Raw genomic sequence first — 23,941 nt, 5'->3', positions numbered from 1 at the left:
AAATGCCTACACTGCGATTAAGCTATTGTAAAAGCCCGCAAGGATAAAGCCCAGTAAAAAATAAGGGGGCAGAGACATCAGATGCTGGCATCCCATGTCTCTTCCCCCTGCTTTTATGCAGTTGCTTGTTATTCAACAGCTTTAGATACACCCACCATAGCAGGACGTACTAAACGACCGTTCAGCTCGTAACCTTTCTGCATGACAAAAGTCACAGTGTTTGGCGCCACATCAGCACTAGGCTGAATCGACATGGCCTGATGGAATTCAGGGTTAAACGGCTGACCTTGCGGGTCAATTTGCTGCACACCGTTTTTCGCCAGGGTATCCAGTAAACCTTTTAAGGTTAAATCCACGCCTTCACCCAGAGCTTTCTGGCTGTCGTCTTCGCGATTTAAGAAAGTTAAAGCACGCTCGAGGTTATCGACCACAGGCAATAAATCACCAGCGAAACGCTCCAGCGCAAATTTATGGGCTTTTTCAACATCCATGGCTGAACGACGACGGCTGTTGTCAGCTTCAGCTTTAATTCTAAGCATTAAATCATGCTGCTCTGCCAACTGGGCTTTTGCCTGCTGTAATTCTGCATCCAGCTTTGCAATAAGTTCCTGCTCCGGCGTCAGTTCTACCACTTGTTGCTCTGCCGCTGCTTCCGCAGCCTGTTGTTGTTCAGTTTGCACTTTATCTTGCTCGCTCATTAGTTACTACTCCACCATAGGTTGGCTTATTATGGGGATTGATTAAGATGATTCAAGTTAAAAAACATTTGTTGTGCTACAGCTTCAACTAAAGGCACAAAACGACCATAGTTCATCCGGCGTGGCCCAAGCAAGGCAATAAAGCCATGGGGCTCTGCACGGTAGCGTGCACAAATCAAACTCACCTTGGCTAAAGGTTCAATACCAGACTCACGTCCGAGTATTAATTTTGGTTGAGCATCCTGAGTGACAGGCGCTAATAACTTCACCAGACAGGACGGATTATCCAGCAACTCAATCACTTGCTGTAATTCCGGATCCCGGTGGTAGTCACTTGCCTGCATCAATTGATGCTGACCATAAATCAGAGGCTGATGCTGCTGCATCTCATCCAGACTCAGCTGTGCCATAGCGGTTTGCACTAAAGTCTGAACTGCACCAGATTCTTGTTTTGCAATTAAAGCTAAACGGGAAATACCATCCAGCCAGTCCTGTCCACATAAAGCCGCATTGAGTAAACACAAAACCCGGCTTAAGGTCTGGTTATCTATTAAATCGTCGTTAAACAGCACACGATGTAAAATATCACCGTCTTCGTCTATCACCACCAGCAGTAAGCGCTGTGTAGCCAGACGCACCAAATCAACCTGACGTATCACCCTGCCCTGACCTTTAGGCGCACTGACAATACTGACCATACCCGTTAAGTTAGCGAGCAACTGTCCGGCTTGCTGACAAAGCAGAGAGACAGGCAATTGTGGTGGTAAGTTCACCTGAATAGCGTCCAGCCAACGCCCGCTTAAAGGCTCAAGCTGTAACATTTTATCGATAAATAAGCGAATACCCGAAGTGGTTGGAACCCGGCCAGCCGAGGTATGAGGAGAGCGGATAAAACCCTGCTGCTCCAGTAACATCATGGTATTGCGTACAGTAGCCGAACTGACACCAAGCTCTGACTGCTCACACAGCAGTTTAGAAGACACCGGCATACCATCCGTCAAATAATGCTCGACGATGAGTTTTAATATCAGTTCTGGTCTGCTTAACTGAACCACTACAGCTGTTACTCCGGTTAAAAAGACGACCCAACGACTAAAAATAAATACGCTCTACTTATACTGCTATGTATTGTGGGGTCTTTATTTAAAAATTCAAGCCTTGCCTTTGTGCACAGCTCTGCGCCTGCAAAGCTGTTCGCTGCGAAAAACTATGGGTATACTGCATTTGCACTTTGAAAGGAACACTCATGAGTCAAAATCCAGGCAGCGCATTTCAGACCATTGGCCTTATTGGCAAACCGAATCATCCCGGCGCCAATACTACTCTTATCAGCCTGTATCAGTTTTTAACGGCACAAAAGTTACAGGTATACGTGGAAGAAAAAGTAGCAGAATCCCTGGCCTTGCCGGATGTAAAGGTGATGGATTTAGTGGAGCTGGGTAAAAACTGCGATCTGGCCATAGTAGTCGGTGGTGATGGCAATATGCTCGGAGCTGCGCGCGTATTAGCGCGTTTTGGTGTCGCAGTCCTGGGCGTAAACCGCGGTAACTTAGGTTTTTTAACTGATTTGTCACCGGAAGATTTTGAAACGCCTTTAGCCGCAGTGCTGGCAGGTAATTTTGTCACCGAAAAACGCAATCTGCTGGAAGTCGAAGTCTATCGCAATGACTGCGTTAAAAGCAGTAACAGTGCAGTAAACGAAGCGGTATTACACGCCGATAAAGTAGCGCATATGATTGAGTTTGAAGCTCATATCAATGGTGAATTTGTCTTTAGTCAGCGCTCTGATGGTTTAATTGTCAGCACGCCGACAGGCTCCACCGCCTATTCATTGTCTGGAGGCGGCCCAATTTTGACGCCAGAACTGGATGCGATGAGTTTAGTGCCTATGTTCCCTCATACCTTAAGCAGCCGGCCTCTGGTGGTATCTGGTACCAGTGAAATAGTACTTAAAGTGTCCCCCAGCAATGACGCGCACTTACAGGTTAGCTGCGACAGTCATGTCATTTTAGCCGTGATGCCGGGTGATGAAATCCGTATTCGCAAACACCCGAAACCGCTGAAACTGGTGCATCCACCGGGTTACAGCTACTTTAACGTGCTGCGCAACAAGCTCGGTTGGGGCAGTAAACTCTACTAAAAAATTCTATGGCTCACTCCCTTGCTAAATACAAAATTACTGTATAAATTAACAGTTATTCAGTATAAGGGAGTTGGACCATGCTCAACCATCTGCATATCAGCAACTTTGCCATAGTACGCGCGCTGGAACTCGACTGGCGTGGCGGCATGACCACTATTACCGGCGAAACAGGCGCAGGTAAATCTATAGCTTTGGATGCCTTGTCCTTGTGTTTAGGCGACCGTGCCGATGGTTTAGTGGTTCGCCCCGGTTGTGATAAAGCCGATATAGTGGCTACGTTTGATATCAGTCAGTTAGCTGCCGCTCAGCACTGGCTGGCTGAACAAGATCTCGCCATGGGTAACGAATGTATAGTGCGCCGTGTGGTGGGCAGCGAAGGCCGCTCCCGTGGTTATATCAATGGCGTGCAGGTACCTGCGCAGCAACTCAAAGCGCTGGGACATCACCTGCTGAGCATTCATGGCCAGCATGCACATCAACTGTTATTAAAATCGGATCATCAGCGCCAGTTACTGGACGCTTATGCCAATACTCAATCCGCTTTAGCTGACTGTCGTCACTACTGGAAAGCCTGGCAACAGTTGAAACAGGAATATGGCGAACTACAAAGCAGTCAGCAGCAACGTGAAGCACAGCGTCAGTTATTGGAATACCAGGTGGCTGAGCTGGATCAATTTGCGCCGGGCGCGGATGAATTTGCCGAGTTGGAAACTGAACATCAGCGTTTAAGTAATAGTCACAGTCTAATTCAGGCCAGCCAACAGGCGTTACAATTGGCCTATGAGGATGAAGAAGCCAACAGCTATCGCTTATTAAGCCATGCCTGCCAGCAACTGGACGACTATGTCGATGTCGATCCGGCTTTAGCCCCTATTCATCAGATGCTAAGTGAAGCTTTAGTACAAATTGAAGAAGCTGGCCGCGAATTACGCCGTTACAGCGAAAAAGTAGATATAGACCCTGAGCGTTTAGCAGAAATTGATCAGCGTCTGGGCCTATGGCTCAGTTTAAGCCGTAAACATCAAATTCCAAACGACCAGCTGGCCTTGTTCCACCAGCAATTGTCCCAGCAGTTGTCAGAACTGGCAGGCGATGATGAGCGTATCGTTGAACTCCAGCTTGAAATTCAGCAGGCCCAACAGCTGTATTGTAAGGCCGCAGAAATAGTCTCTGAATTGCGTAAATCAGCTGCTTTGGAGCTGTCCGACAAAATTGCCCGCAGCATGGCAGAACTCAGCATGGCTAACGGCAAATTTTTTATCGCCGTAGAAAGTGTCGGGATAGAAAAAGCCAACGCATCCGGCTGGGATCAGGTCGATTTTCTGGTCAGCACCAACCCGGGCCAACCTTTACAGGCGTTGCACAAAGTCGCGTCTGGTGGCGAACTATCCCGTATCAGTCTGGCCATTCAGGTCATTCTGGCTGGTAAAGTAACCACTCCTACATTAATTTTCGATGAGGTAGATGTAGGCATCAGCGGCCCTGTGGCTGCGGGTGTAGGTCGATTATTACGTCAATTGGGAGAATCCACTCAAGTGATTTGTGTCACTCACTTGCCACAAGTCGCCAGCCAGGGACATCACCAATTGTTTGTTGAAAAATACACTGACGGTATAGCCACCGAAACCCGTATTCGTGAGTTGGCAGACGAAGAGCGGGTACAGGAAATAGCACGTTTACTGGCGGGTGAAAATGTCAGCGCCAATGCAATTGCCAATGCACGTGAGTTGTTATGTGCGCCTTAAAACTGATTTGTAGCAATTATTTTTAACAGGTACGAACTTAGCCAGCACACTTAGGTCTGATTAAGGCTTTAATTTCAGCCCATGCTTGCGGTATGATGCCGTCAGACTTATTCAGATGAAGAGACAGATGAAAGCAGTAGTGAAAACGGCCCTTGTGTTGGCCACAGCATTGACTCTGGGAGCTTGTAGCAGTTGGATTTACCGGATTGACGTGCCACAAGGCAACTTTCTGGAACAAAAAGATATCGACAAACTACGGGTACAAATGACCAAAGAACAAGTGCGTTTTGTATTGGGTAATCCTGTTGCTGAAAACGCATTTGACGACGACATCTGGCATTATTTTTATGCGTTAAAAGGTGGTCGTGGTGAAAACTTTGAAAAACAGATGGTCGCTCAATTTAAAGACGACAAATTAGTTGATATCACTGGTGATTTCAAAAAGCCAGAAAGCTTCAATACACCGCTGGATAAATAACTTTTTGGCTGGGTCAAAGTTTCCACTCTGACCCCTTCATCATGACTTCGGTGTAACCTTCTACCTATCCATCAACTGTCAGACTGTGGCTCAGAATCATGATTCTGCACCTGCGCCCTGCCACCCGTTGTTTTGTTTGCTCTGCCTTCGTCTTTGGCTTTTTCAGCACGGCGACGACGCATATCTTTTGGATCAGCAATTAAAGGCCGGTAAATCTCAATGCGATCACCCGCTTTAGGCACTTCATTCAGTTTGCAGGTCCGGCTCCAGATCCCCACTTTATTCTGACTTAAATCAATTTCTGCATGACTGGATAAAATGCCTGACTGCTGAATGATCTGCTCTACAGTAGATGCAGCATCCACAGTTAAACTCAACAAACTTTGTTTCGCCGGCGTGGCATAAGCCAGCTCGACAGCTTTAGTTTCCGCCATGTTGTTCTCCGTACACTTGTTTTGCTCTTTGCGTAAAGGCACCTACCATAGCGGCCGTTAACTCATTAAAAATTTTACCAAAAGCAAACTCGACTATTTTATTAGAAAACTCAAAATCCAACGACAACACCACCTTACACGCCTCATCACTCAAGGGTACAAAGGTCCAGCCACCGGACAAAGCTTTAAAAGGGCCGGACTCCAGTTGCATTTGAATTTGTGAATTGGTCACTAGCGTATTTCGGGTGGTGAACTCCTGACTGATACCGGCTTTTTTTACCTGTAACTTAGCCAGCATCTGGTCAGCAGATTGCTGCAAAATTTGTGCTTTGGCACAACCGGGTAAAAATTCCGGATAACGTGGCACGTCGTTCACCAGCTCAAACATCTGGCGCGCGCTGTAAAAAACCAGTGCGCTGCGCTCAATTTGTGGCATACTCTCTCCCCTTAATGCAGGCGGCGATTGTAACAGAATTAGCCGTAGCCTCAATGTCCCAGGCGCAAGCCTTTTGCCATTAAATTCCTTGGCTTTTAAGAGTTATTCGTTCGCAAAGATGAGCAAAAAACAAAGCAGCAAAAATCAGGGCGGCACCATAGCCCAAAATAGAAAAGCACGACACGACTATTTCCTCGAAGAGCGTTTCGAAGCAGGTATGTGCCTGCAAGGCTGGGAAATAAAGAGTATTCGTGAAGGTAAAGTCAATTTATCTGACTCCTATGTCATTATAAAAGATGGCGAGGCTTTTTTAATTGGTGCACAAATTCAGGCGCTGCACAGCGCGTCATCCCATGTAGTTTGTGATCCAGAGCGCTCGCGCAAGCTGTTGCTGAACAAACGTGAACTGAACAAACTGGTCGGTAAAAAAGAACAGGACGGCTACACCTTAATAGCCACCTCCATGTACTGGAAAGCCTGTTGGGTAAAACTGGAATTCCATCTGGCCAAAGGTAAAAAACACTTTGATAAACGCGATGACATCAAAGACAGAGACTGGTCACGTGAAAAAGAACGAATGATGAAGCACAGCAAAAGATAACTTTTGCCTTTGGCCTTGAGATTGTTCAATTCATCACCATATAAGTAAATAACAGTGAAATGCAGCAAGAAAACACCAGTCTTCACCTTGCTGCCTTGCACTGCAGAGCGTAGAATGCGCTCAACACAGAAGTGTTCAGAAGTACTAAAGAATTCGGGGCCGATACTGGATTCGACGGGATTCACGAACTCTTAGGTGCATGCCGAGGTGCGGTAGGCCTCGTAAAAAAGCCGCAAACTAGTAGTCGCAAACGACGAAACTTACGCACTCGCTGCCTAATAAGCAGTAGAGCGCTCTTCCCCTCACGCATGCCTATAAGCTGAGACTCTGGAAGATCACCCCTAATAGGATCGCATGGCGGCTTTGTCTGGAGCCAAGATGCTAAAACCAATCAGACTCGCCCGACGATAGCCTGCCAGCTGGCGCTCATAGGGTTAACTAAATAACTGGATAAGCATGTAGTACCGACGATCTAGGTTTTTCGGACGGGGGTTCAAATCCCCCCGCTCCACCAATAAAGCAAAAGGCCACCGCAAGGTGGCCTTTTGCTTTATTGTGGTTTCGCGGCGGACGCGAAGCGCCGTTTGAGGTTCAGCCGGAGCTTGCGCAGCAAGCGTAGACAACTGTAGCGCGCCACCTAGTTTGTGAAAACCGGTTCACCTAGTTTGTGAAATTTATCATTTTAAGTGACGCGCTAAACTCTGTTTTAACACCCTTTAAATACTAAATAAAAAAGCCCTCAAACATAGCTGTCTCGGGCGTTTAATTTTGTAGATTAGTTTGCTGATTTAGTCGGCTTACATTTTAATGTCGCTATAAGTTGAGTGACTAAATACATCTTCCTTAACTATCTGTGGTTGGCCACAAGGCGTTGTCTGTTATGTCGAGGTCTAATAGGTCGGGCCTGGCTATGATAGCTTGGCATGCAGTGCGGTGAGCATTAATCCAGTTAATGCAGTCCAGGCGCTCTGATTCAGTGTGCAAACCTAAAGCCACGTTGTTTTGGCCAGCGTTGTCCCAGCGGGATTCTATCCGGCGTGTGGCTTCGGCTTTTACTGAATACTCTTTAACTGCTTTGGCTTGGGTGGCCTTCTGCTCTGCGGTCACCATTTTGGACCAATCAATTTCAGCAAGCATTTTTAGACCTCCAACTCGTTTAGTTCGCTGATAGCAGGTACTGGCTTTCTTATTACAGGGCATGGACATACTCCGCTATCGACGACGAAGGTGCAGTCTTCCCAAGTTAGGTTTTGCTCAAACTCGGCTGTTTGAGTTGAATAACCATACTCCAAAGTGCAAATAATTTGGCCTAACTCTCTTTTTATCGGTCCGCGAAAAGGTTTTCCGATATCTAGCTCGGCAGCTTCAGCTAACGGAGATAGGTCATATGTCACCCCTCTGAAAGTAATGCACTCACCATTTATCAATGGCGGTTCATCATCAGATTCTTGTATTTTGAGCGAAAGAATTATTTTTATAGACATGGCTTAATTTCTCCATCTACCGATAGCAATGACAGAAAATGCGGGACCTGATATTGAGCTATTTAACACTAAAGAAACATTGCAATACTCAAGATTTGTAGCGCTACAGAAGCATCTAAAATTGTCGCTGTTTGATCTACCCACGAAATTTACAGTTACTCTTGGGAAGCTTCCAACAAATGGTATTGGGAAATAAAGCCTGTCCTCAGCTGTAAATGGTACGGTAGGGGATCCACCCCCAATAGCTGACCAAAACCTCTCAGGTATCTCTTGTATAAGCCAACCATTAGCAAGCTTCATGTACAATCCATTAGGATTTGAACCGCTTTCTATAACCGCACCAGTAGGTCTATTGTAACCGAATGTCACTGCCCCCAATATGTTCCATTGGTTATAGGCTCGACCAACTCGATTATCTTCTAATACTCTAGAGTTCCAGATCTCAGCATTTAATATTTGTCCAATGTCCTCCCTATAAATAGGGACCATAAATGGTTGGACTCGACCATTAAACGAACCCTCTACAAAAATTAAGTCTTTACCTGAAGCAGATAAGTAACAGTCTATTCCAGCATATCGTCTACCGTTGTAGGTAAAATGTACGGCTCTAATACCGCTAACATCTTGTAAACCAGAAACACTGTCTTTGAAAGTGACTACGAATGTCCCTGTTGCCTCGTTGTATTTTTTTTGTATCAGAACATCTAAAACCACTGGCGGCTCGACACCATTAGACCTGCCTATGAATATTGAACCTAAAAACTGGGAATAAACGCCTATAGGATCATTAGTTACATCTACTAGGCCAATTACAAAACGTTGGTGGTCTGAAGCTGCTGCTAATTGCACTGATTTGAATAGCGTACCAACCCCAAAAGCCCCTCTTGGCATTAAAGCATCTGGCGTTGTCGCATCTGTCGGCGATGTCATGACGTTGCGCTGGGCTGCAGTTCCTAAGTTACCCGCTGTGCCTAAGCGCCACTCTAAGACCAAATCTAAAAGCAATGCGGTTATAAGCTTGTCACTTGTTCCGGCCAGTGCTTCTGCTTCGTCTGCTGTTGCATCTGTCAGCAGCTTTTCAATCAGCTGAGCTGAGCGCAGTGGCGTCATTTTGTACGTGTTGTTGATGCCCTCTAACGCTACGTCCTCCGGCGCTGGCTCCACTTGTTGGCTTGCTGTTTCAGCTGCATCAATCTGCGCATTAAACGCAATAAGCGCGTTGCGCAGGGCAACAACAACTGAATTCATTTTGCCCTGGAATATGCTGCCAACGTCTTGCGTTAGTAGCTGTATTGATTCCAGAGGTGGTACTGGTAGTTTTTCTGGCATTAGCATTCCTCCAGCTGGATCGGTGCTGAATAACGGTTATAAGAAGGGGATGAAACTGGTGGACACTGAGTAAACATGCACGCGAAAGAGTGCTCTATTTCTTTTTGTCCGCCCGTATCTGGATAAAGTGATACAAACCAGTCGCGGCTTATATCGACGTGCCGAACTGCAGCTATAAAGCCTGGTCGGTCTGATTCGTTTAGATGATCAAGTGCAAACTGAACCTTTCGCCAGGTTGCACTGGCAGGTCCAAACAACCCGCCATCATCAGTCCTTATTTGTGTACCATTGGAGCCAAACGAGAACTGGCTGTTATAGCTAAAGTTGACGCTTGGGGTGTAATGCCGCCCCATGTAACACGGGTTAAATCTAAATGGCCTGCCTCGTTCAGCTCATCAGATACAGTGATGCGGTATGACCTGGCGAATTGTGGCGTAAACCAATGCTGAGTGTATTTAGTGGCCCAACTATCCAGCGCTGAAGATACAACAGGCTGAATGCGCCAGTCCCAGTCGCCAAAAGTGATTTGTGGCATCGCGTTTAAAATGCCGGTGTCGTAAATGACAGCGCCATCTTGATCGGCATTGGCAAATAGCTCCAGGCGAAATGTTGCAGCAGCGGTCAGGTTATGCCGCCAGAGCACCAAAGCTGATACTAGACGTATATCGACAAAATTGCCTTCAATTGCGAACTCTGTACTTGCTACACGTAAAATCTCACTGTTGCCGTACTTTTGTAAGTTTGTTGCGGGTAATGTGGGGATTTCAGTACCGCTGGCCAACGAGACAGTAGCGTCATCAAAATCATTTACAACTAACATTCTGATGTTATTTGTCATTGCCAGTACTCCACTGTGCAGGTTCCATTTTTCGGACTTTCTATTAGTTTTGTAATGACTGCACGGTCACCATTAATGCCGACAGACTCAAGCTGTGCACCAGCTCCAATTTGCCAAATAAAAGGGGCGGCTAACTGCTGCAGCTCGTACACAAAACGCGGAATTGCTGACAAAGACAAACGACGATTTACTTCCGTAATTGCAGCAGCTTCAGAGACCAGCAATGAATCGCTTTTAATCGTTTCCGCTTGCGGATAGTTATCCAGGACAGAAGGCTGTGCGCGCGTTACTGTTTTACCTTCAGCGGCGAGTTCTGCGGCAACAGCTGGCGTAGTTTCATGCACCACTGCAGCAATGTTATTTAAGGGACTCCAGTTGCGTTTATAGCCTAGCGTCAGGCTGTGCAGAGGATTTATCACACGTCTGATTTTCTTTGTGCCATACACTGTTTGGTCCTTTGTCAGCTGTACGTCCGCGACTTCCGGCACTCCATTAAATGCCATAACCTTAAACTGACCTAAACGGTCAAAAAACCAATAACCACCGATACTGGAACAGATTTCATCCATCACCTGGTCTGTTGAAATATCCGTTGTCAGATATAAACCGAGCATATGAGCAGGTAAGCCGCTGCAGACAACTGTGAGTCCACGCATTGATGCAATGTGGCCGATAAAGTCAGCTGCAGTTTGCAACCAGATACCGCCAACTTTTATGCCGTCCACATCCATAGTTACATCGCCATTTGGAAAGGTAGTAAATGTGATGGTGCTGTCGGTTAGATTTACTGTGTAGTAGCTGCTTGGGACAACTGAGCCATTAAAGCGAACAGCAGTAACAGCCTGGCTTGTGCCACTGCTGAATTGATATTTGTGAATTGCAGCATCAATCAACACGGGCTGGATATTAAAGCAACGGCCCAGGCACAGAGGCTTTAATTGCTCAGCAGCGGTGCCACTGGCATAGCGTGCCGTGAGTAATGGAGTTTTCAATACGTCAGCTGCATCACGGAATTTAAGACGGATTTTTGTTTGCTCAGGCATCACGCCGTCGCACAGGCCAGCGATGATTTGCTTAAAGTCTGCCTTTGGCCAGCTCTTGTCACCCATGTAAATCCTGATGGGCTGACCATAAATGGCTTTCGTTAACAATGACTCTGTAACGGGACGTAAAATTAAATCTATGTCTGAGGTTTTACTCACGCTAAGGCCCGTAAAAACCTCGTTTAAAGAGCGCTCGAACTGAACTTCACCAATAATAAACGGGTAGTACGGCGTATGTGCCGGTGAATCAGTACCTGTTGAGACAAACGCAGCATTGCTAAAGTGCAAGGTCTTAGTCACCCCAGCTTCTTTATAGTCTAGCTCTACTAAAATGCACCTGAAGTTTCCCTGGCGTGATAACCAGCGCTGAAAGTAATCCATCAACTAACCCTCGCCAGGTTAATGGCCTGACTGGAGAACTCAGACAGTTCTGTCTGTAGCCTTTTATTTGAGTCCACAACGTCGGTTAGCTTCTGGCTTGTTTGCTGAGCAATAACGGCCTGTTGGTCGAGCTGATTTTGCTGCTGGCGTTGTATCAATCGCAGCTCAGCTACCACTGATACCATGTCTACGTTAACCGCAACTTGAGCTGGGGGGATAATCAGTGGCTTAGCAACAAAATCTGCTTTTGCAATAGTTGCAAGACTAGCGTTGTTAAGATGTAGTTTGTCCTCTAGCTTTTGAAGCGAGAAAATCTGATCACGAGATACATCTCGGACACTGGTTTGAATGTCACGTAAGTATGGTGGCAAGATTGGTAGCGGCTCCCAAATACGATCCAATTTTGGTGGTATCTGACGAATAGGTTCGACAATCGGCGTCAAGTCAATCGGAGCTGGCTTTGGTACTACCGGGGCCGGTATAACCTTAATGGCACCAACAATCCCGTCCCTCATGTTATAAATGGCGTCGATTTGGTCCTGCAGCTTTTTGACTACACGATCCGTCTCTTTGGGCATGACAGCCCGAACTGCGGCCAGCTCGCTTTGTAATGTCATTGTGATTTTATTCGCATCAACACCGAACTGAGTCTTCAACGCATTCACAGCTGCTGTGTACTCGGTATTAGCCACATCGTTTAATGCAACAGTTTTGCGTGTAAGTTCCTCTAACTGCTCAATAGTTTTACGGGCTAATGCTGTTTTTTCAGCTTCAAAGGCTGCTACGGCTGGGTGTGGTGCCGGTGCTGTTGGCGCTGCAAATGTTTTGTTGCCCAGCTCATTGAATACAGCCAAAACATTATCAAATACGCCGTTGTATGCTGCAGGGTTGTAATCTTTGCTCATTTGCAGCAACTGCTCGCCCAGGCTCTGCACTTGAGCATAAGCTTCGGCATCGCCGCTACGGGCCTTAGTGACTGCTGAGTTGTATTGGCTCTGCAACTGTTGTAGGCGCTCGCCCGCTGTCAGCGTGGACAGGTCACTATAAAGCAGTGAAGCAGCTGCGTTTTTAAGGCTAAGCGCAGCTTCTTTTAAGGACTCAAACTGTTCCAGTTGGGTTTCGTAAAGGTCTTGTTTTGCGTCCTGCTCAGCCTGCAGCGCAGACATATTGGTGCCAATGGCCGCCAGCTCGGCATTGTAACGCTCCAGCATGGCGGCTTTTAGCTTGCCAATAATGTCGAGCTGGGCGGTTGCAGTGCCAGTGCCCAGTTGAGCTGACAGGCTATCAACTTCGCCACTGTAATAGGCAACTGAGTCAAACTCAGGCAGCGTTTTGCGGATATTCAGGATGTCGCCACGTATCGTGTCTGCCATGCCTGCAATGCTGTCCAGAACGGATGCCAGCGTTTGACCCAGTTGCTCGACTGAGCGCTGGTAATCAGCAACCAGAGCAGTCATCGCTGCTTCGGCGGATTCAATCGACTTAGAGACGTATTCGGTGGCCAGCGCTTCGCGTTTTTTATTGTAGAGCGTGGTTAATAGGCTGGTATCTGCGCCCAGGGCTTTTGCCTCAGCAGTCGCCTCGGTATACCACTTATTAATGTCGTCCAATGCGATTTGCAGCGGGCTCATGCCCATACGGTCAATATCACTGCGCACTGATGCGTTATATTTTGAACGCTCTGCAGCCAGTTTCTTCTCTTCATCCGCTGCTTTTTTAGCAGCGTCGGCGGCATCTTCTGCAGCGTCATAAAATTCGTCCATCATCGGAACCAACTTCATTAGCGCGGCGAACATGGCTTGGCCCGCTTCAGTGGTCAAGTCTAAGCCATCCACCAAATCTTTAAAGCCGTCTCGGCTTTTTGGCACGGTGATGCCCAAGGATTTAAACTGCTCGTTAATGACTTTTTGCATGTAAGCCATCTGCTCTGATTCAGAGTAAAAGGCGGCAAAATAGTCGCTGGTGGCAGAGCTAAACTCCTCAATGCCGCCCATGAGTTCAATGAGTGATTGGGCAATTTCGATTTGAGCCTGCTTACTGACGTTACCGAAACGGCTTAACTCTAACCCTAAGCTTGCAAGACCAGCATTAAACACGGCTTGCTCCTGCGCCACACGGATCAGAGTGTCGTATAAGCCTTCACCCATTTTTTGGAATTCAGCAATGCCTGGTACTAAGTACTTGGCCATCAAGTCGCCTTGCTGACTGAATATGGCCTGTAGCTCTTTTTCTATTTCATCGCCGGATAAATCTTTAAAGCTGACTTTGGGCAGTTTGATCACAAAGTCTTCTAAGTCTTTAGTGGTGGTCAGTCCCAGCAGTTTTACTGCATCAGTGACTGAGTTGCCGATGTAGCTAAACACACGGCCAAACTCGGAACGGATTTCTTCATCAAGGGTGCGGTATTCCGTGTTTTCACGGGTGGATTTGGATAAACCAAAGGCTTTCTTTTTGGTCGTTTTAATAACATCGTAAAGGGTCGCATCAACAAGACCAGTAGCTAAGATGTCACCCAGTTCCTGAGCTGCAAAACTAATGCCGCTGTCCACTAGCTCTTTTTTGGTGGAGCCGAATAAGCCGCCAAGTACTTTATTCGTGATGCCGGAAAGCAAGCCGCCCAGCATGTTATCAACAGCAGCGCCAATTACACCGCCCAACACCAAAGCACCGGCAGTACTCCCCAACTGCACTTTGTAATCTTTACCCAGTTCGCCCTGATAATTACCTTCATCAAAGCGGCCATAACTAGCCACAAGATTTACGGCAAGCTTGGCAATACCGGCATTTAAAGACCGGATGGAGGCATTGATTGAACGTAACTCTGAGTATTGATCCAGTTCAAGAGATTCAATACGTTCCAGGCTGTTGGCAATAGAGTTTGATTTAGCTGAGCTGTCGCCAAGTACAGTGCCTGTACCTTGGGATTCCTGGCGACTTGTAGCACTTGTACCACTTGAAGCACTGCCACTGAATACGCCAAGACCGGCCATTAAGGCTGCCATCGCTGCAATCCGGCCAAATGCAGAATAAGGATCACCTCCGCCCTGATTGGTAATAGCGGTTAACGCATTCGCGGCAGCTTTTTTGAGGGCAAGGGCTGTTTCGATAGCAGCAAAGGTGGTTTCCATCCGGTGCAACACCTGACGGCCTTTGCTGTTTTCGCTAAACATTTTGCTGGCTGCGCCGGTTAAGGTTGCATAACCACCTATCTGCATCCGCAATTGGTCTTCCATTAGCGAACGTTCTACGGCGTCTGCTTTTTCCAGGGCTTTTGTGCGCAGTGCTGGATTAGTTTCTTTTTCTGCTTTTTTCCGGGCTTCATTTAGGGTTAAAAACTTCTTGGTAAATTCGTCCTGCTGCTCAGCCATATTGGCGAACTGGTCTGCCACCGAGCCAAACGCATCTACCAGGGCATTGCCTGCCGCGCCGCCCACATCACCGATTTTAGTCAGGCCATCCAGTACATCATCATAAGTGCCATCGGTTAAATACTTGCGCACATCCAGCTGCTCGTTTAATTGGCGCTGGCGGTCTATTTCCAAATCCAGCAGGGCAATCATCGCCGGATCCGTGACTTTTAACTGGCGGACCATTTTCTGTAGTTCGTATTCTGCTTCACCTTTATCCAGGCGAATTTGCAACAAGTCGTTTTCTTGCTCCAAAGCCTTTAAGGCATCGTCCTCAGTTTTCACCTGGCTAATTTGTTGTTGCAGTGCCAACTGCTGTTTTAAAGTGGCCAACTGTTTTGGATCGGTAATTTTTTGGCTGGATATGGCTTTGGCAAGCTCGTACTCTTGTTCACCCAGCTGCAGGCGAATTTGCTGCAGACGGACTTCTTCATTCAGGCCAATTAAGTATTTGTCATTCGTAGCAAGTTGAGCCGCAGCTTCGGCAGATTTCATCCAGGAACGAATTGACGCCTCTGCGTCTGCTGGTAGCTTTGTAGCCTCAGTAAATTTGGCTTTAAACAGCTCTAAATCAACACCGTTTAAGGCACGGCCCTGGGCATCAATGGCCTGAGCGTTCAGCATCTGCGTGTTGTAGAGTTTTAGCAGCGATTCATTTAGAGCGTCAGCTTTTGCCTTTCCATCGTCACCATTTGGAGTGATCGGATTTACAACCAGCTCTAACTGGTTGTTGGCATCTATCAGTATTTTTTGCTGCTGCTGAGTAGCCTTAATTTTACTCTCTAAAGTACTAAGCTTTTGAACAGCTAAATCATATTGACGCCACTGAGTCTCAGAGCGCGGAGTACCTAAAGCATCCATCTGGCGTTTAGCTGCAGCCAACTTATTTTCTAAGTTAGACAGGTCTGAGTTTACGGTAGATAGTTGAGCCAGATTCTCTGTGATTTTTGCGGCTGCATTCTTTTTACTTACTTCATCAAAACCAGTGCCTACATCCCCCAAGGCTTTGGCCATTAATGCCGCTTTCTCTTCTGCCTCTGTAGAACTGTTGGCAAACTCGTAAATTCCCCAGGCGGCCAGAGCGGCTAAACCAACAGGGCCACCAATTAAAGCCAATGCACCGCGAGCAGCACCGGCACTGGCAGCCATGATGTTGAAAGACCGTGCAGCAGCCATATTGGATGCCACGGTTAAGTTGGTCATGGTAGCCGCGTTATAGACTGTTGCTGTCGTTGCGATTTGCACGGTTCGGTAACTACTCACCCAGCCAGTTAAGGCTTTATAACCGGCACCGACACTCGCTAAACCTACACCGTATTTGCTCAGGATCATCAGGGCGGCACCACCACCAGCGATTGCCAGTAACGCTGCTACAGAATCATTTAATTCCGTGGCGTTCATGCTATCTAATGTTTCGCTGATGCTGACCAATGTGCCAGCCCAAACTGTGGTAATTCCCGATGCTTGATCCAGTCTCGCCAAAGCGGCTGAAATAGCATTATCTACCATCACACTGGCACGCCCCATACTGACTGGCATATCTGCAAATTCTTTGGCTATTTCAGGCAACTGAGACAGGATGGATTTCAACACATCGTCAGAAAGTAGCTTGCCTTCAAGCACTAATTTTCGAAGGTCGCCAAGGCCCAGCTCGTTGTCTGATTTGCCAATATCATCCATCCCTTTACCAATACGAACTGCCAGCTCCGGGATATTTTCTAAGATGGAGTTAAACTCTTCGGCGCGTAACACACCGCCAGATAAACCCTGACTCAATTGCATCAGGCCGTTTTCCATCGCCTGAGTGCTTGAGCCACCAATGACACCTAACTTTTGTACGGTATCGGTAAAGTCCAGCATTTGCTCATTGGTGGCTTTTAAATCTTTACGACTGGAGCTTAAGCGCTGAAACAGTTCAACCGTTGGAGCCAAGGCCGCGCCGTTCTCCTGGGCAATAGCATACATTTCAGCGCTGACCAGGTTGTAATCGCCGGTATCTTTCGTTGCGGTTTTGATACGTTGTTGCAGGACGTTAAAGTCATCTGCTTGCTGAGCTAAACCACGCACCTGGCTAAAGGCCGCCATGCCCGCATATAAAGCCGCACTCACGCCAACTAGGGTCAGCATATTGTTTCTGACATGACTTAAATCAGCATCGTTCTGTTTAAGGGAGTTAGATAAGGATTTGCTGCCAAGTGCGGCGGTATCAAAGCCACGGCCAGCACCAAGACTGGCTGCAGCGGTACGTTGCAAATCAGCCAATACTTTTTGCAGTGCCTGGTTCTGGTCTTTCAGGTTCTTTTCCAGTACTTCGCTGCTGTCTGAAGTGTTCTCCAAACCACGCCCTGCAGCAGTGCCTGCGGTGCCTATGCCGCCAAGAGCATCAGCCGCTTTGTTGCTGCTTTGAACAATAGTCGATAAGTCTTTGACGACCACCTGGCCGCCTTCGGTTGTTAACTTGATCGCTAAAGTCAGGTCGTTCATACTGGAAAAAATCCCGATTATGGTACTGATATGAATTTGTTAATTGCAGTGGGTGTAGTGATTGCGTTGTGTGTGGCCGCCTTCCTGGTATGGCTGTTTAAACGTTAGTCCTTGCTGTTCCACACTTTCAGCGCTGCAGCTTCCATGCGCTGTATTCCATCCCACACCCATTCCTGCTGCTCTGGTTGTAATGCCAGGTAATCTGGTTTTGTCTTGGCTCTGACGTCCACCGCCGGATAATTGAGACCGACTCTGGTACTGCTAAAGCCTGAATTCACCCAAAGCCATTGCGTAGCCACCGAGAAAAAAAGCCGTACTGTGATTTCATTACCCGGCTGTATGTCAGGTGCATCACTTTTTTGTCCGGCTATTTTGTCTATCATGTGCTGGGGAACGTTGTGGCTCTTCAAGCGTTCAACCACAAGCTCAGTTTTGCTAACGCAGCCCCCAGCCCACCAGGTGGCTACGTCTTCTAGTTTTTTGCTAATACATCGCTGTCACGGGCATTTTTGTAGGTGCTCTCTACCGCATCACGAATTTCTTTGATGGACAGCAGATCGTGGATCAGTTCAGGCGAACTCTCTTTTGGTTGGCCATCATCACCTAAAAACGGATAATCACAGGATGGGAGTTTCTCGACACCAACAAAGTAACTTTTGATATGTTCGCGACTTTCATTCATCACCATCTCTGCTGTGGTATTTGGGTTTTTACGCAGGGATTCAATCTTCGCGATATGGGCGTGAATTTCCTGTTCTGGCACACTACGGAATAAACCGACGAACTTCAGTTCGTCTCTCTTTAATGAACCATCAGCCTTAACCTCATCACTTGCGAATAAGACAGTGACAGGAGCCTTGAAACGGCGGTCTTTTAATGCAGATACCTTAATTTGAATACTCATAGTTACCTCTGTTTAAAATGGGTTTAAAAGTCTTTTAAAGGGGTGGACGTCCGTGTCCGGTTATTCAGATAAACGTCTTACTTGGTCACAAAGGTGTGGCCACTGTTTTTGGTCAAAGGGACAATGTCCAGCTTTAAATCGAGATATAAACGACCATCCCGTTTTTGGCGACTTGGTGCCGTGGCCAGTTGCAGGTTTGGAATATTGACTGAGAAAATCTCACCCACTGAACCAGGCTTGCCCTGCTGGAACGCAAGTGGGCCTTGATCGCCTTTTTTGGCTTTGCTCCAGTAGTTGATCGTCGTTGGATCTGGTTCCACTATTGAAATATCCACGCTACCAACCACGTCGGTTTTAACGATTTCTTCCTGATTGGTCACATGCATGTGGCCAACAGTAAAACCCGGCGTAATAGTCATTGTGGACATACCAACAGGCGCACCGAATAGGGTCATGGTTTCCACATTGTTTGCGGCAGTGTGCAGAGGAATAGTTAAACCGGACCAATCCACTTCGGGGTAAGCACCTGCAGGCACTGGTTCGTTGTCCAGGCCCATTGCAGTGAATTCCCAATAGGCCAAAGCGCCAACCTTAGCAACAAACTTGCAGGACATACGAACACCGGTCAGTTTGTGCAGCACACCATTGGCACCGCCCACGTAGTACCATAAGGTGGCATGCTCTAAGTTTTCACTGACTGGTGAGTACGTCACTTCAGTCAAGGTGATGTCTTCCCGATGGCCTGCCGCTCTTAACAGAGGTCCATACACTGGCGGCGTATCAGGCTCACCATCCGGTGAACCACGCAGATAACACTTAAAGGTGATTTGCTGATAGCCGCCGACGATTTTAGACACTGATGCACCATCAAAACCTTTGGATTCGTTGGTTTGCTCAGTTTGTAATTCTGGCGAGTAATTTAAGTCAGCTGCCGGAATAGCATGCACAGCGGTTAAAGCATGCGCTGAGCCATAAGCACCAGGATTGAGCTGGAATAAAATAAACTCTTCTTTATCTGATAATGACATTAGCCATTACTCCCTTTTTCTGGGGCAGGTGTTTTTGCCGCAGGCTTCGCTGCTTTGGCCTTCGCTTTCGCTGCCAGGTATTCATCTTTGGTGACTTCTTTGCCATCAATCACGAAACTGCTGCCACCCGTATGTTTTTTTGTACTCATTGCTTAAGCTCCCTGGTGCACGCGCACCATTGTTTTAAAGCGGTATAAAATCCAAATCGCGTTTTCCTTGATACCAATCGGGTCAATCCGGCTCAGTTCTATGCGTTCTGCATACTCTGAAGGTTGCTTGCCCATCAGCGCGGAAATAACTGATTTACTCAGCTCGTCCATGACCTTGTTACCTTTTTCACCTCTGGGGTCGTCTATCAACTTGGCTCCAACCACTACACCAAACTCAAACTGGCCTGTTTGCAGTAAAGGCCCCAAATCTTTGGTGCCCGGCTGAAAGCTGGATGGTAAAGGCACCACGTATGCCTGGCGCGGTTTGCTTAAACCGTCTTTCATGGCCAGAGCGACACTGAAGGCACTGCCAACGACTGGAAACGCTGCTTTACCCTCTTCCTGATATGCCTTTAACAACTGCTCAATGGGCAACAGCATCAGATAAATCCTTTGCTGGCATCGCGATGCCAAACGTTGCCGCCACTTTTAATTTCGATAGCAGCTTCCGTATCAGGGGCTTGCTGTTCACTACTCAGTCCCAGCGTTGCCTTACCGTCCGCCACGTCACGCAAGTACTTGAGTGCTGCCTGGTGTTTATCCTTCACCAGCTCAGGAACCGCATTGCGATAAAGGTTGTAACGGGTAATGTCGGCACAAACCCCATTCAGCACCACAGGCACGATAGCCAGAGGTAACGGGTAGCGACCTGCCAGATAGCTGTCTATCAATGCACTGGCTGAATCCAGTTCTGCCAGAGCAATCGACTCATTCGCGCCAATACCATCGGGGTCAATCAGTTGATTGATTTCGTCAGCACCAAAGCGCGTTTTAAGTTGTGCCAGGTCGCAATAGCTCATTACTGTAAGCTCCGTTTATTGAGAGGCTTGAGCTTTGAACTCAGCGAACGCAGCATCACGCTCCGCACCGCTGACAGGACGACCGACTAGTTTGCTCAGTGGCTCCAACTGAGGTTTGCCACCAGAAGTGAAATGGTCGGCGTTACTCGGGTCCAACAGTGCAAAAGCTTCAGCCAAGGTGCCTACGGTCAGGCAGTCTTCGCCTTGCTGGCCATCACCTTGCGCCTGTTTCGAGGCTGCCAGTGCAGCCGAGTACGCAATGTGAGCGCCTGCAGGTATCTGGTCCTCAGTAATTTCACGTATGGACAAACGTGGCTCATTGATGATTTGTTTGTACTGTTCATCAGTAAACTGTTGGCGCAGCAGGGCGGTGCCTTTGTTGGTAAATCCAAATCCAGCGCGACGAAAACTTTCCGCCACCGCTGTCACCAGTAAGACTTTTAAAACTTGTGTCATGGGGTTCTCCTCGCCAGGCAAAACATTTGCCTGGCGGTTAAGGGTTACAGGAAGTCGGCGACCAGAACGTCGAACTTGTTGCGCAGCTCATTGCTGACTGTCGCGCCAGTGCCGTCGTTAATGAATTCACGCTCTTTCAGTTGCAGAGCTAATTGCTCCATGCTAGAAGGTACAACTAGCAGTAGTTTGGTTTTACCCAGACCCAGTGGACGGCCCCCGTCAGCTTTAAAGTCCTTCATCATGCCGATGGCATCCCAGACAGTTTGATATGCCAACGTCTTCTTCACACCGATGGCCATCTGCCACAGGCCATAGCCACCATTCGCACGAAGGTCTACGCCGTAACGAAACTTTTTGGCTGTGAACACCTGTTCATCATTCGGATTATCCATCGCCACAAACTGCGGTTTTTGCGCTCCTGATAAATCAGAGGTTTTAAGGAGCGGCTCACATCCAGCAGGAACCAGGGCTGACCTGTATAAGCGCCATCAATAATCACGTTAGATACAGATACATCAGCACCGGAACCATCGACTTGTAGATTCACGGGATGATCAGTATCAAAGAAGTACTGGCCGTCATAGCAGAGGCTTGTAAAACCAGCCTTCAGCATTGGGAAGATCAACTCATCAGGGAATACTTCAGATGCGTAACCCATTTCATCGAATAACGCGCCATACGTTCCGACTGTGTCGTCTTCGATCTCTTCACGGTCAATAGCAACTGTGCTTTCAAAAGGCTTGTTTAATACGTTGTATGCGTATTCCTTCATTGATTTCAGGACACGATCACCAATCCACTCACGAAAACCAGGCCATTGGCCTAACCAGCCATAGGTATTACTTTTTGAACTGGAAGGGACCACAGTAGCAACTTGCTTGTATTGCGGTTGTGCTCTTGCCTTGCCATCCTGGAATGCCTTATTGAATGTCACACGCAGCGCATTTAGCGTTGCCGAATTGATAATTGCCATTACGCTTTTACTCCCAGTTCTTTAGCCAGCTCGTCGTGGCTCATGCCCATCTGGTCGGCTATTTTTTTCTGATCAGCCGTCAGAGCAGCAACTGCTGTCTTGTCGTCGGCATCCGGTGATTTAATGGTTGTGGTCGTTTGTTTGCCCTTTAAGGCTGCAACCACTGGACGGCTGTCTAACACTGCTTTTAAAGCAGCCATACTTTGGTTGCCTAACGAGGTCAGATAGTCTTTTTCGCTGGCAATGATCATCTTGCCGTCCTGCTCAGCCTTTTCGATAAGTTGCCCAACAGTCATTTGCTCGTTGCTTGCCTTTAAGGCTGCCAGCTCGGCTAATACCTGGTTGTAGTTAGAGGCAGGCACAAACTTGCTTAAATCGACATTGCCTGTGTCGGCTTTTAATGCGGCGACCTCTTGCTGAAGACCATCTGCACTGGCGGCTTTGGTTAGTAAGGCCGTGAGTGCTGCGGTGGCAGCGGCTGTTTGTTCTGCACTGGGTTCACTGCCATCTGCGACGGTAATGCCAAGCAGCCCAAGCAGCTTTTTCATTGCTTCGGACATAGGGGTTACTCCCTGGTTGGTTTGGTTGGTGGTTGAGTAATGCCGAGCAGCTAAAGAGGCCAGCGCCTCCATTCCGTCAGCGCCTGGATAATTCGTAAGGGCCGCCATATTGATTTCCATGACTTCGCCTGTAGCTTTGTCATAAGGAAACACGGCGGATAAATAGCGGTATTCTTTGGCGTCAATATGTGCCTGAGCAGTAGCGGTCCAACTTGGACGGATAAACAAACCTTGCCCTGGGCGATACTCCATATCCATACCTTTCCACCAGCCGCTGGCGGGGGCTTTGATGCCCTCTTTTGTACTCAAGGTTTGGTGTTCGTAGTCAATGACAAAATCGGTTTTGCGCAACTTAGCTTTGGCAATTACTCTGGCCGCTATCTCTGCGTTCATTTTCCATTTGCCACCAGGTACATCATGTGGACGGCCATCAATAGCGCTGAACTCGTCATCAGGTAGTAATTGCGCCCAACCGTCAGAGCCTTTCAGCTCGCCAGTTAAAACAGCAAAGCCTAACTCGCCAGCGGTAGTGGCACTTAAACAGCAATGGCAACAGCAGATTTAGAAAACATAAAAGCCCAGGGTTAAAAACTCACTGGGCTGATTTTGGGGGATGGGACTTAGACTTGTGGATTAAAGGGTTTTGCTAATAATTATCTCATTCAAACAGAGCCGCCAAGTCACTTTTAGAGTAAGTGCTGATAAAACTATGCTCATTGTCGGAAAGATATCTTTCTTGCTCAGTCCCGATCCCCAGCAGGTAATACCCTTTTTTTTCAAGCAACTTCATATTTATTCTGCTTTTCGCAACCATTTTAATGGAATCTATAAACGGTACAAAATTGGCCAGCACAGACTCATTAAGCTGTATTAAAGATTCTGTGTTAACTAGTAACTTATGCGCTTTTTCACGCCCATAGCATTTGATAATACTTTCTAAAGAGTCCTCTCCCGATTTAGACAAAGCCAACTGAGTCTTTAAATCGATCATCCATTCGTCTCTTGTTCTCCACAATTCCAAAAGGCCATTATAATTCTCGATAGAGGTGTCCAATAAGTTTATATTGAAAAACGACTCTGCTTCCCTCTTCTTAAGTTTCTTTTCGGTCCGAATCAAAAAAGAAACATTCGCCAAATCGAAATCAATTTTTTCGAAGGATAATTTCGCTGGCTCGATATAAAACCCTCTATCGGCACCGTCCTTTCCTTCCAGCTTTGTTGTGTATAGTTCTCTTCTTTTAGCCAAAGTTATAAAACATCGGGAAATCAATAAGATTAGTTTATTTGTCTCTTTAAGCTTTTGTACCTCATCATCAAAAGCATGTTTCTTTTCTATATTTCTGTAGGCTAGAAAAGCACCGAAGTATGCTGCAAAAAGCGGAATGATCAATTTAAAAAAGATTTCGGATATATCTATCAATGCAAAAAAAGCATAAAAAAAGTCTGCACAGGTCTCAATCATGGTTAAGCATCCTTTCTCATTCGTTAAATACCCGTTTAAATCGTCTCA

23 protein-coding genes, 1 other RNA gene and 1 pseudogene are annotated in these 23,941 nt (G+C 47.2%); 5 read left to right on the top strand and 20 right to left on the bottom strand.

Annotation, left to right across the window (positions count from 1 at the left end):
- Window positions 1-128 precede the first annotated feature (128 nt).
- Together grpE and hrcA are read right to left on the bottom strand one after the other, a co-directional pair.
- Window positions 129-698 (bottom strand): nucleotide exchange factor GrpE, encoded by a 570-nt coding sequence (grpE, locus tag WH43_RS14485; RefSeq protein ID WP_053425312.1) that lies wholly within the window; start codon window positions 696-698, stop codon window positions 129-131.
- A 29-nt stretch (window positions 699-727) separates the two neighbouring features.
- Window positions 728-1,753, bottom strand: a complete 1,026-nt coding sequence (gene hrcA / locus WH43_RS14480; protein ID WP_053425311.1) for a heat-inducible transcriptional repressor HrcA — start codon at window positions 1,751-1,753, stop codon at window positions 728-730.
- Between the two features lie 191 nt (window positions 1,754-1,944).
- On the opposite strand from hrcA, the gene nadK reads away from it, so the two are divergent.
- The 3 genes from nadK to WH43_RS14465 all read left to right on the top strand — a co-directional run bounded on the left by nadK (window position 1,945) and on the right by WH43_RS14465 (window position 5,064).
- Window positions 1,945-2,838 (top strand): NAD(+) kinase, encoded by an 894-nt coding sequence (nadK, locus tag WH43_RS14475; protein WP_053425310.1) that lies wholly within the window; start codon window positions 1,945-1,947, stop codon window positions 2,836-2,838.
- An 80-nt stretch (window positions 2,839-2,918) separates the two neighbouring features.
- Window positions 2,919-4,586: a DNA repair protein RecN gene (gene recN / locus WH43_RS14470; RefSeq protein WP_053425309.1), complete on the top strand. Its 1,668-nt coding sequence runs from the start codon at window positions 2,919-2,921 to the stop codon at window positions 4,584-4,586.
- Window positions 4,587-4,713: 127 nt separating this feature from the next.
- Window positions 4,714-5,064, top strand: coding sequence for an outer membrane protein assembly factor BamE (locus WH43_RS14465; RefSeq protein WP_053425308.1), 351 nt, complete (start codon window positions 4,714-4,716; stop codon window positions 5,062-5,064).
- A 71-nt stretch (window positions 5,065-5,135) separates the two neighbouring features.
- Here WH43_RS14465 and WH43_RS14460 read toward each other — a convergent pair whose 3' ends face one another.
- Together WH43_RS14460 and WH43_RS14455 are read right to left on the bottom strand one after the other, a co-directional pair.
- The gene (locus WH43_RS14460; protein WP_053425307.1) at window positions 5,136-5,498 is read right to left on the bottom strand and encodes an RnfH family protein; all 363 of its coding nucleotides are present in this window, start codon (window positions 5,496-5,498) and stop codon (window positions 5,136-5,138) included.
- Window positions 5,485-5,934, bottom strand: coding sequence for an SRPBCC family protein (locus WH43_RS14455; protein ID WP_053425306.1), 450 nt, complete (start codon window positions 5,932-5,934; stop codon window positions 5,485-5,487). Before WH43_RS14455 ends, WH43_RS14460 begins: the two co-directional genes overlap by 14 nt.
- A gap of 118 nt (window positions 5,935-6,052) precedes the next feature.
- Between WH43_RS14455 and smpB the strand changes: the two genes are divergently transcribed.
- Window positions 6,053-6,535: an SsrA-binding protein SmpB gene (gene smpB / locus WH43_RS14450; RefSeq protein WP_053425305.1), complete on the top strand. Its 483-nt coding sequence runs from the start codon at window positions 6,053-6,055 to the stop codon at window positions 6,533-6,535.
- Window positions 6,536-6,690: 155 nt separating this feature from the next.
- Window positions 6,691-7,049, top strand: a transfer-messenger RNA (tmRNA) gene (gene ssrA, locus WH43_RS19870).
- Window positions 7,050-7,378: 329 nt separating this feature from the next.
- Here the strand turns inward: ssrA and WH43_RS14445 are convergent.
- The 16 genes and pseudogenes from WH43_RS14445 to WH43_RS14375 all read right to left on the bottom strand — a co-directional run bounded on the left by WH43_RS14445 (window position 7,379) and on the right by WH43_RS14375 (window position 23,893).
- Window positions 7,379-7,672 carry a hypothetical protein gene (locus WH43_RS14445; protein WP_053425304.1) on the bottom strand — a complete coding sequence of 98 codons (294 nt, stop codon included), beginning with the start codon at window positions 7,670-7,672 and terminating at the stop codon, window positions 7,379-7,381.
- Between the two features lie 2 nt (window positions 7,673-7,674).
- On the bottom strand, window positions 7,675-8,019 hold the full coding sequence (locus WH43_RS14440; protein ID WP_053425303.1) for a hypothetical protein: 345 nt from the start codon (window positions 8,017-8,019) through the stop codon (window positions 7,675-7,677).
- Window positions 8,020-8,022: 3 nt separating this feature from the next.
- Window positions 8,023-9,348, bottom strand: coding sequence for a hypothetical protein (locus WH43_RS14435; protein WP_053425302.1), 1,326 nt, complete (start codon window positions 9,346-9,348; stop codon window positions 8,023-8,025).
- A 274-nt stretch (window positions 9,349-9,622) separates the two neighbouring features.
- Window positions 9,623-10,186, bottom strand: a complete 564-nt coding sequence (locus WH43_RS14430) for a hypothetical protein (RefSeq protein WP_053425301.1) — start codon at window positions 10,184-10,186, stop codon at window positions 9,623-9,625.
- Entirely contained in the window at window positions 10,183-11,610 is a 1,428-nt protein-coding gene (locus WH43_RS14425; protein ID WP_053425300.1) for a hypothetical protein, read from the bottom strand. Before WH43_RS14425 ends, WH43_RS14430 begins: the two co-directional genes overlap by 4 nt.
- Window positions 11,610-17,501: a tape measure protein gene (locus tag WH43_RS14420; RefSeq protein ID WP_053425299.1), complete on the bottom strand. Its 5,892-nt coding sequence runs from the start codon at window positions 17,499-17,501 to the stop codon at window positions 11,610-11,612. Before WH43_RS14420 ends, WH43_RS14425 begins: the two co-directional genes overlap by 1 nt.
- A gap of 104 nt (window positions 17,502-17,605) precedes the next feature.
- The gene (locus tag WH43_RS14415; protein WP_053425298.1) at window positions 17,606-17,884 is read right to left on the bottom strand and encodes a DUF1799 domain-containing protein; all 279 of its coding nucleotides are present in this window, start codon (window positions 17,882-17,884) and stop codon (window positions 17,606-17,608) included.
- An 89-nt stretch (window positions 17,885-17,973) separates the two neighbouring features.
- On the bottom strand, window positions 17,974-18,405 hold the full coding sequence (locus tag WH43_RS14410) for a hypothetical protein (protein ID WP_053425297.1): 432 nt from the start codon (window positions 18,403-18,405) through the stop codon (window positions 17,974-17,976).
- A 77-nt stretch (window positions 18,406-18,482) separates the two neighbouring features.
- On the bottom strand, window positions 18,483-19,433 hold the full coding sequence (locus tag WH43_RS14405; protein WP_053425296.1) for a hypothetical protein: 951 nt from the start codon (window positions 19,431-19,433) through the stop codon (window positions 18,483-18,485).
- Window positions 19,433-19,582, bottom strand: a complete 150-nt coding sequence (locus WH43_RS20750; protein ID WP_286049776.1) for a hypothetical protein — start codon at window positions 19,580-19,582, stop codon at window positions 19,433-19,435. The genes WH43_RS14405 and WH43_RS20750 overlap by 1 nt, the downstream gene beginning before the upstream one ends.
- A 3-nt stretch (window positions 19,583-19,585) precedes the next feature.
- Complete coding sequence (locus WH43_RS14400) at window positions 19,586-20,023, bottom strand: phage tail terminator protein (protein WP_053425295.1); 438 nt, start codon at window positions 20,021-20,023, stop codon at window positions 19,586-19,588.
- Entirely contained in the window at window positions 20,023-20,442 is a 420-nt protein-coding gene (locus tag WH43_RS14395) for a gp436 family protein (protein WP_053425294.1), read from the bottom strand. Before WH43_RS14395 ends, WH43_RS14400 begins: the two co-directional genes overlap by 1 nt.
- A gap of 15 nt (window positions 20,443-20,457) precedes the next feature.
- Window positions 20,458-20,898, bottom strand: a complete 441-nt coding sequence (locus tag WH43_RS14390) for an HI1506-related protein (protein WP_053425293.1) — start codon at window positions 20,896-20,898, stop codon at window positions 20,458-20,460.
- Between the two features lie 44 nt (window positions 20,899-20,942).
- A pseudogene (locus tag WH43_RS14385) lies at window positions 20,943-21,871 on the bottom strand (Mu-like prophage major head subunit gpT family protein).
- Window positions 21,871-22,920 (bottom strand): phage protease, encoded by a 1,050-nt coding sequence (locus WH43_RS14380; protein WP_286049838.1) that lies wholly within the window; start codon window positions 22,918-22,920, stop codon window positions 21,871-21,873. The pseudogene WH43_RS14385 and the gene WH43_RS14380 overlap by 1 nt, the downstream one beginning before the upstream one ends.
- Before the next feature lie 169 nt (window positions 22,921-23,089).
- Complete coding sequence (locus tag WH43_RS14375; RefSeq protein ID WP_053425291.1) at window positions 23,090-23,893, bottom strand: hypothetical protein; 804 nt, start codon at window positions 23,891-23,893, stop codon at window positions 23,090-23,092.
- Between the last annotated feature and the right edge of the window lie 48 nt (window positions 23,894-23,941).

Origin of the sequence: Rheinheimera sp. KL1 (genome assembly GCF_001275035.1) — a bacterium.
Lineage (GTDB): Bacteria > Pseudomonadota > Gammaproteobacteria > Enterobacterales > Alteromonadaceae > Pararheinheimera > Pararheinheimera tangshanensis.
This window is presented reverse-complemented; position numbering and strand designations above follow the sequence as displayed.

Coding starts and splice junctions, on each gene's coding strand:
- WH43_RS14430 (WP_053425301.1), bottom strand. CDS start 10,186: ATGACAAATAACATCAGAATGTTAGTTGTAAATGATTTTGATGACGCT.
- WH43_RS14415 (WP_053425298.1), bottom strand. CDS start 17,884: ATGATAGACAAAATAGCCGGACAAAAAAGTGATGCACCTGACATACAG.
- WH43_RS14400 (WP_053425295.1), bottom strand. CDS start 20,023: ATGCTGTTGCCCATTGAGCAGTTGTTAAAGGCATATCAGGAAGAGGGT.
- grpE (WP_053425312.1), bottom strand. CDS start 698: ATGAGCGAGCAAGATAAAGTGCAAACTGAACAACAACAGGCTGCGGAA.
- WH43_RS14440 (WP_053425303.1), bottom strand. CDS start 8,019: ATGTCTATAAAAATAATTCTTTCGCTCAAAATACAAGAATCTGATGAT.
- WH43_RS14445 (WP_053425304.1), bottom strand. CDS start 7,672: ATGCTTGCTGAAATTGATTGGTCCAAAATGGTGACCGCAGAGCAGAAG.
- WH43_RS14375 (WP_053425291.1), bottom strand. CDS start 23,893: ATGATTGAGACCTGTGCAGACTTTTTTTATGCTTTTTTTGCATTGATA.
- WH43_RS14410 (WP_053425297.1), bottom strand. CDS start 18,405: ATGAGTATTCAAATTAAGGTATCTGCATTAAAAGACCGCCGTTTCAAG.
- smpB (WP_053425305.1), top strand. CDS start 6,053: ATGAGCAAAAAACAAAGCAGCAAAAATCAGGGCGGCACCATAGCCCAA.
- WH43_RS14455 (WP_053425306.1), bottom strand. CDS start 5,934: ATGCCACAAATTGAGCGCAGCGCACTGGTTTTTTACAGCGCGCGCCAG.
- WH43_RS20750 (WP_286049776.1), bottom strand. CDS start 19,582: ATGAGTACAAAAAAACATACGGGTGGCAGCAGTTTCGTGATTGATGGC.
- WH43_RS14420 (WP_053425299.1), bottom strand. CDS start 17,501: ATGAACGACCTGACTTTAGCGATCAAGTTAACAACCGAAGGCGGCCAG.
- WH43_RS14425 (WP_053425300.1), bottom strand. CDS start 11,610: ATGGATTACTTTCAGCGCTGGTTATCACGCCAGGGAAACTTCAGGTGC.
- WH43_RS14395 (WP_053425294.1), bottom strand. CDS start 20,442: ATGAGCTATTGCGACCTGGCACAACTTAAAACGCGCTTTGGTGCTGAC.
- WH43_RS14435 (WP_053425302.1), bottom strand. CDS start 9,348: ATGCCAGAAAAACTACCAGTACCACCTCTGGAATCAATACAGCTACTA.
- recN (WP_053425309.1), top strand. CDS start 2,919: ATGCTCAACCATCTGCATATCAGCAACTTTGCCATAGTACGCGCGCTG.
- WH43_RS14390 (WP_053425293.1), bottom strand. CDS start 20,898: ATGACACAAGTTTTAAAAGTCTTACTGGTGACAGCGGTGGCGGAAAGT.
- WH43_RS14405 (WP_053425296.1), bottom strand. CDS start 19,433: ATGTCATTATCAGATAAAGAAGAGTTTATTTTATTCCAGCTCAATCCT.
- WH43_RS14465 (WP_053425308.1), top strand. CDS start 4,714: ATGAAAGCAGTAGTGAAAACGGCCCTTGTGTTGGCCACAGCATTGACT.
- WH43_RS14460 (WP_053425307.1), bottom strand. CDS start 5,498: ATGGCGGAAACTAAAGCTGTCGAGCTGGCTTATGCCACGCCGGCGAAA.
- nadK (WP_053425310.1), top strand. CDS start 1,945: ATGAGTCAAAATCCAGGCAGCGCATTTCAGACCATTGGCCTTATTGGC.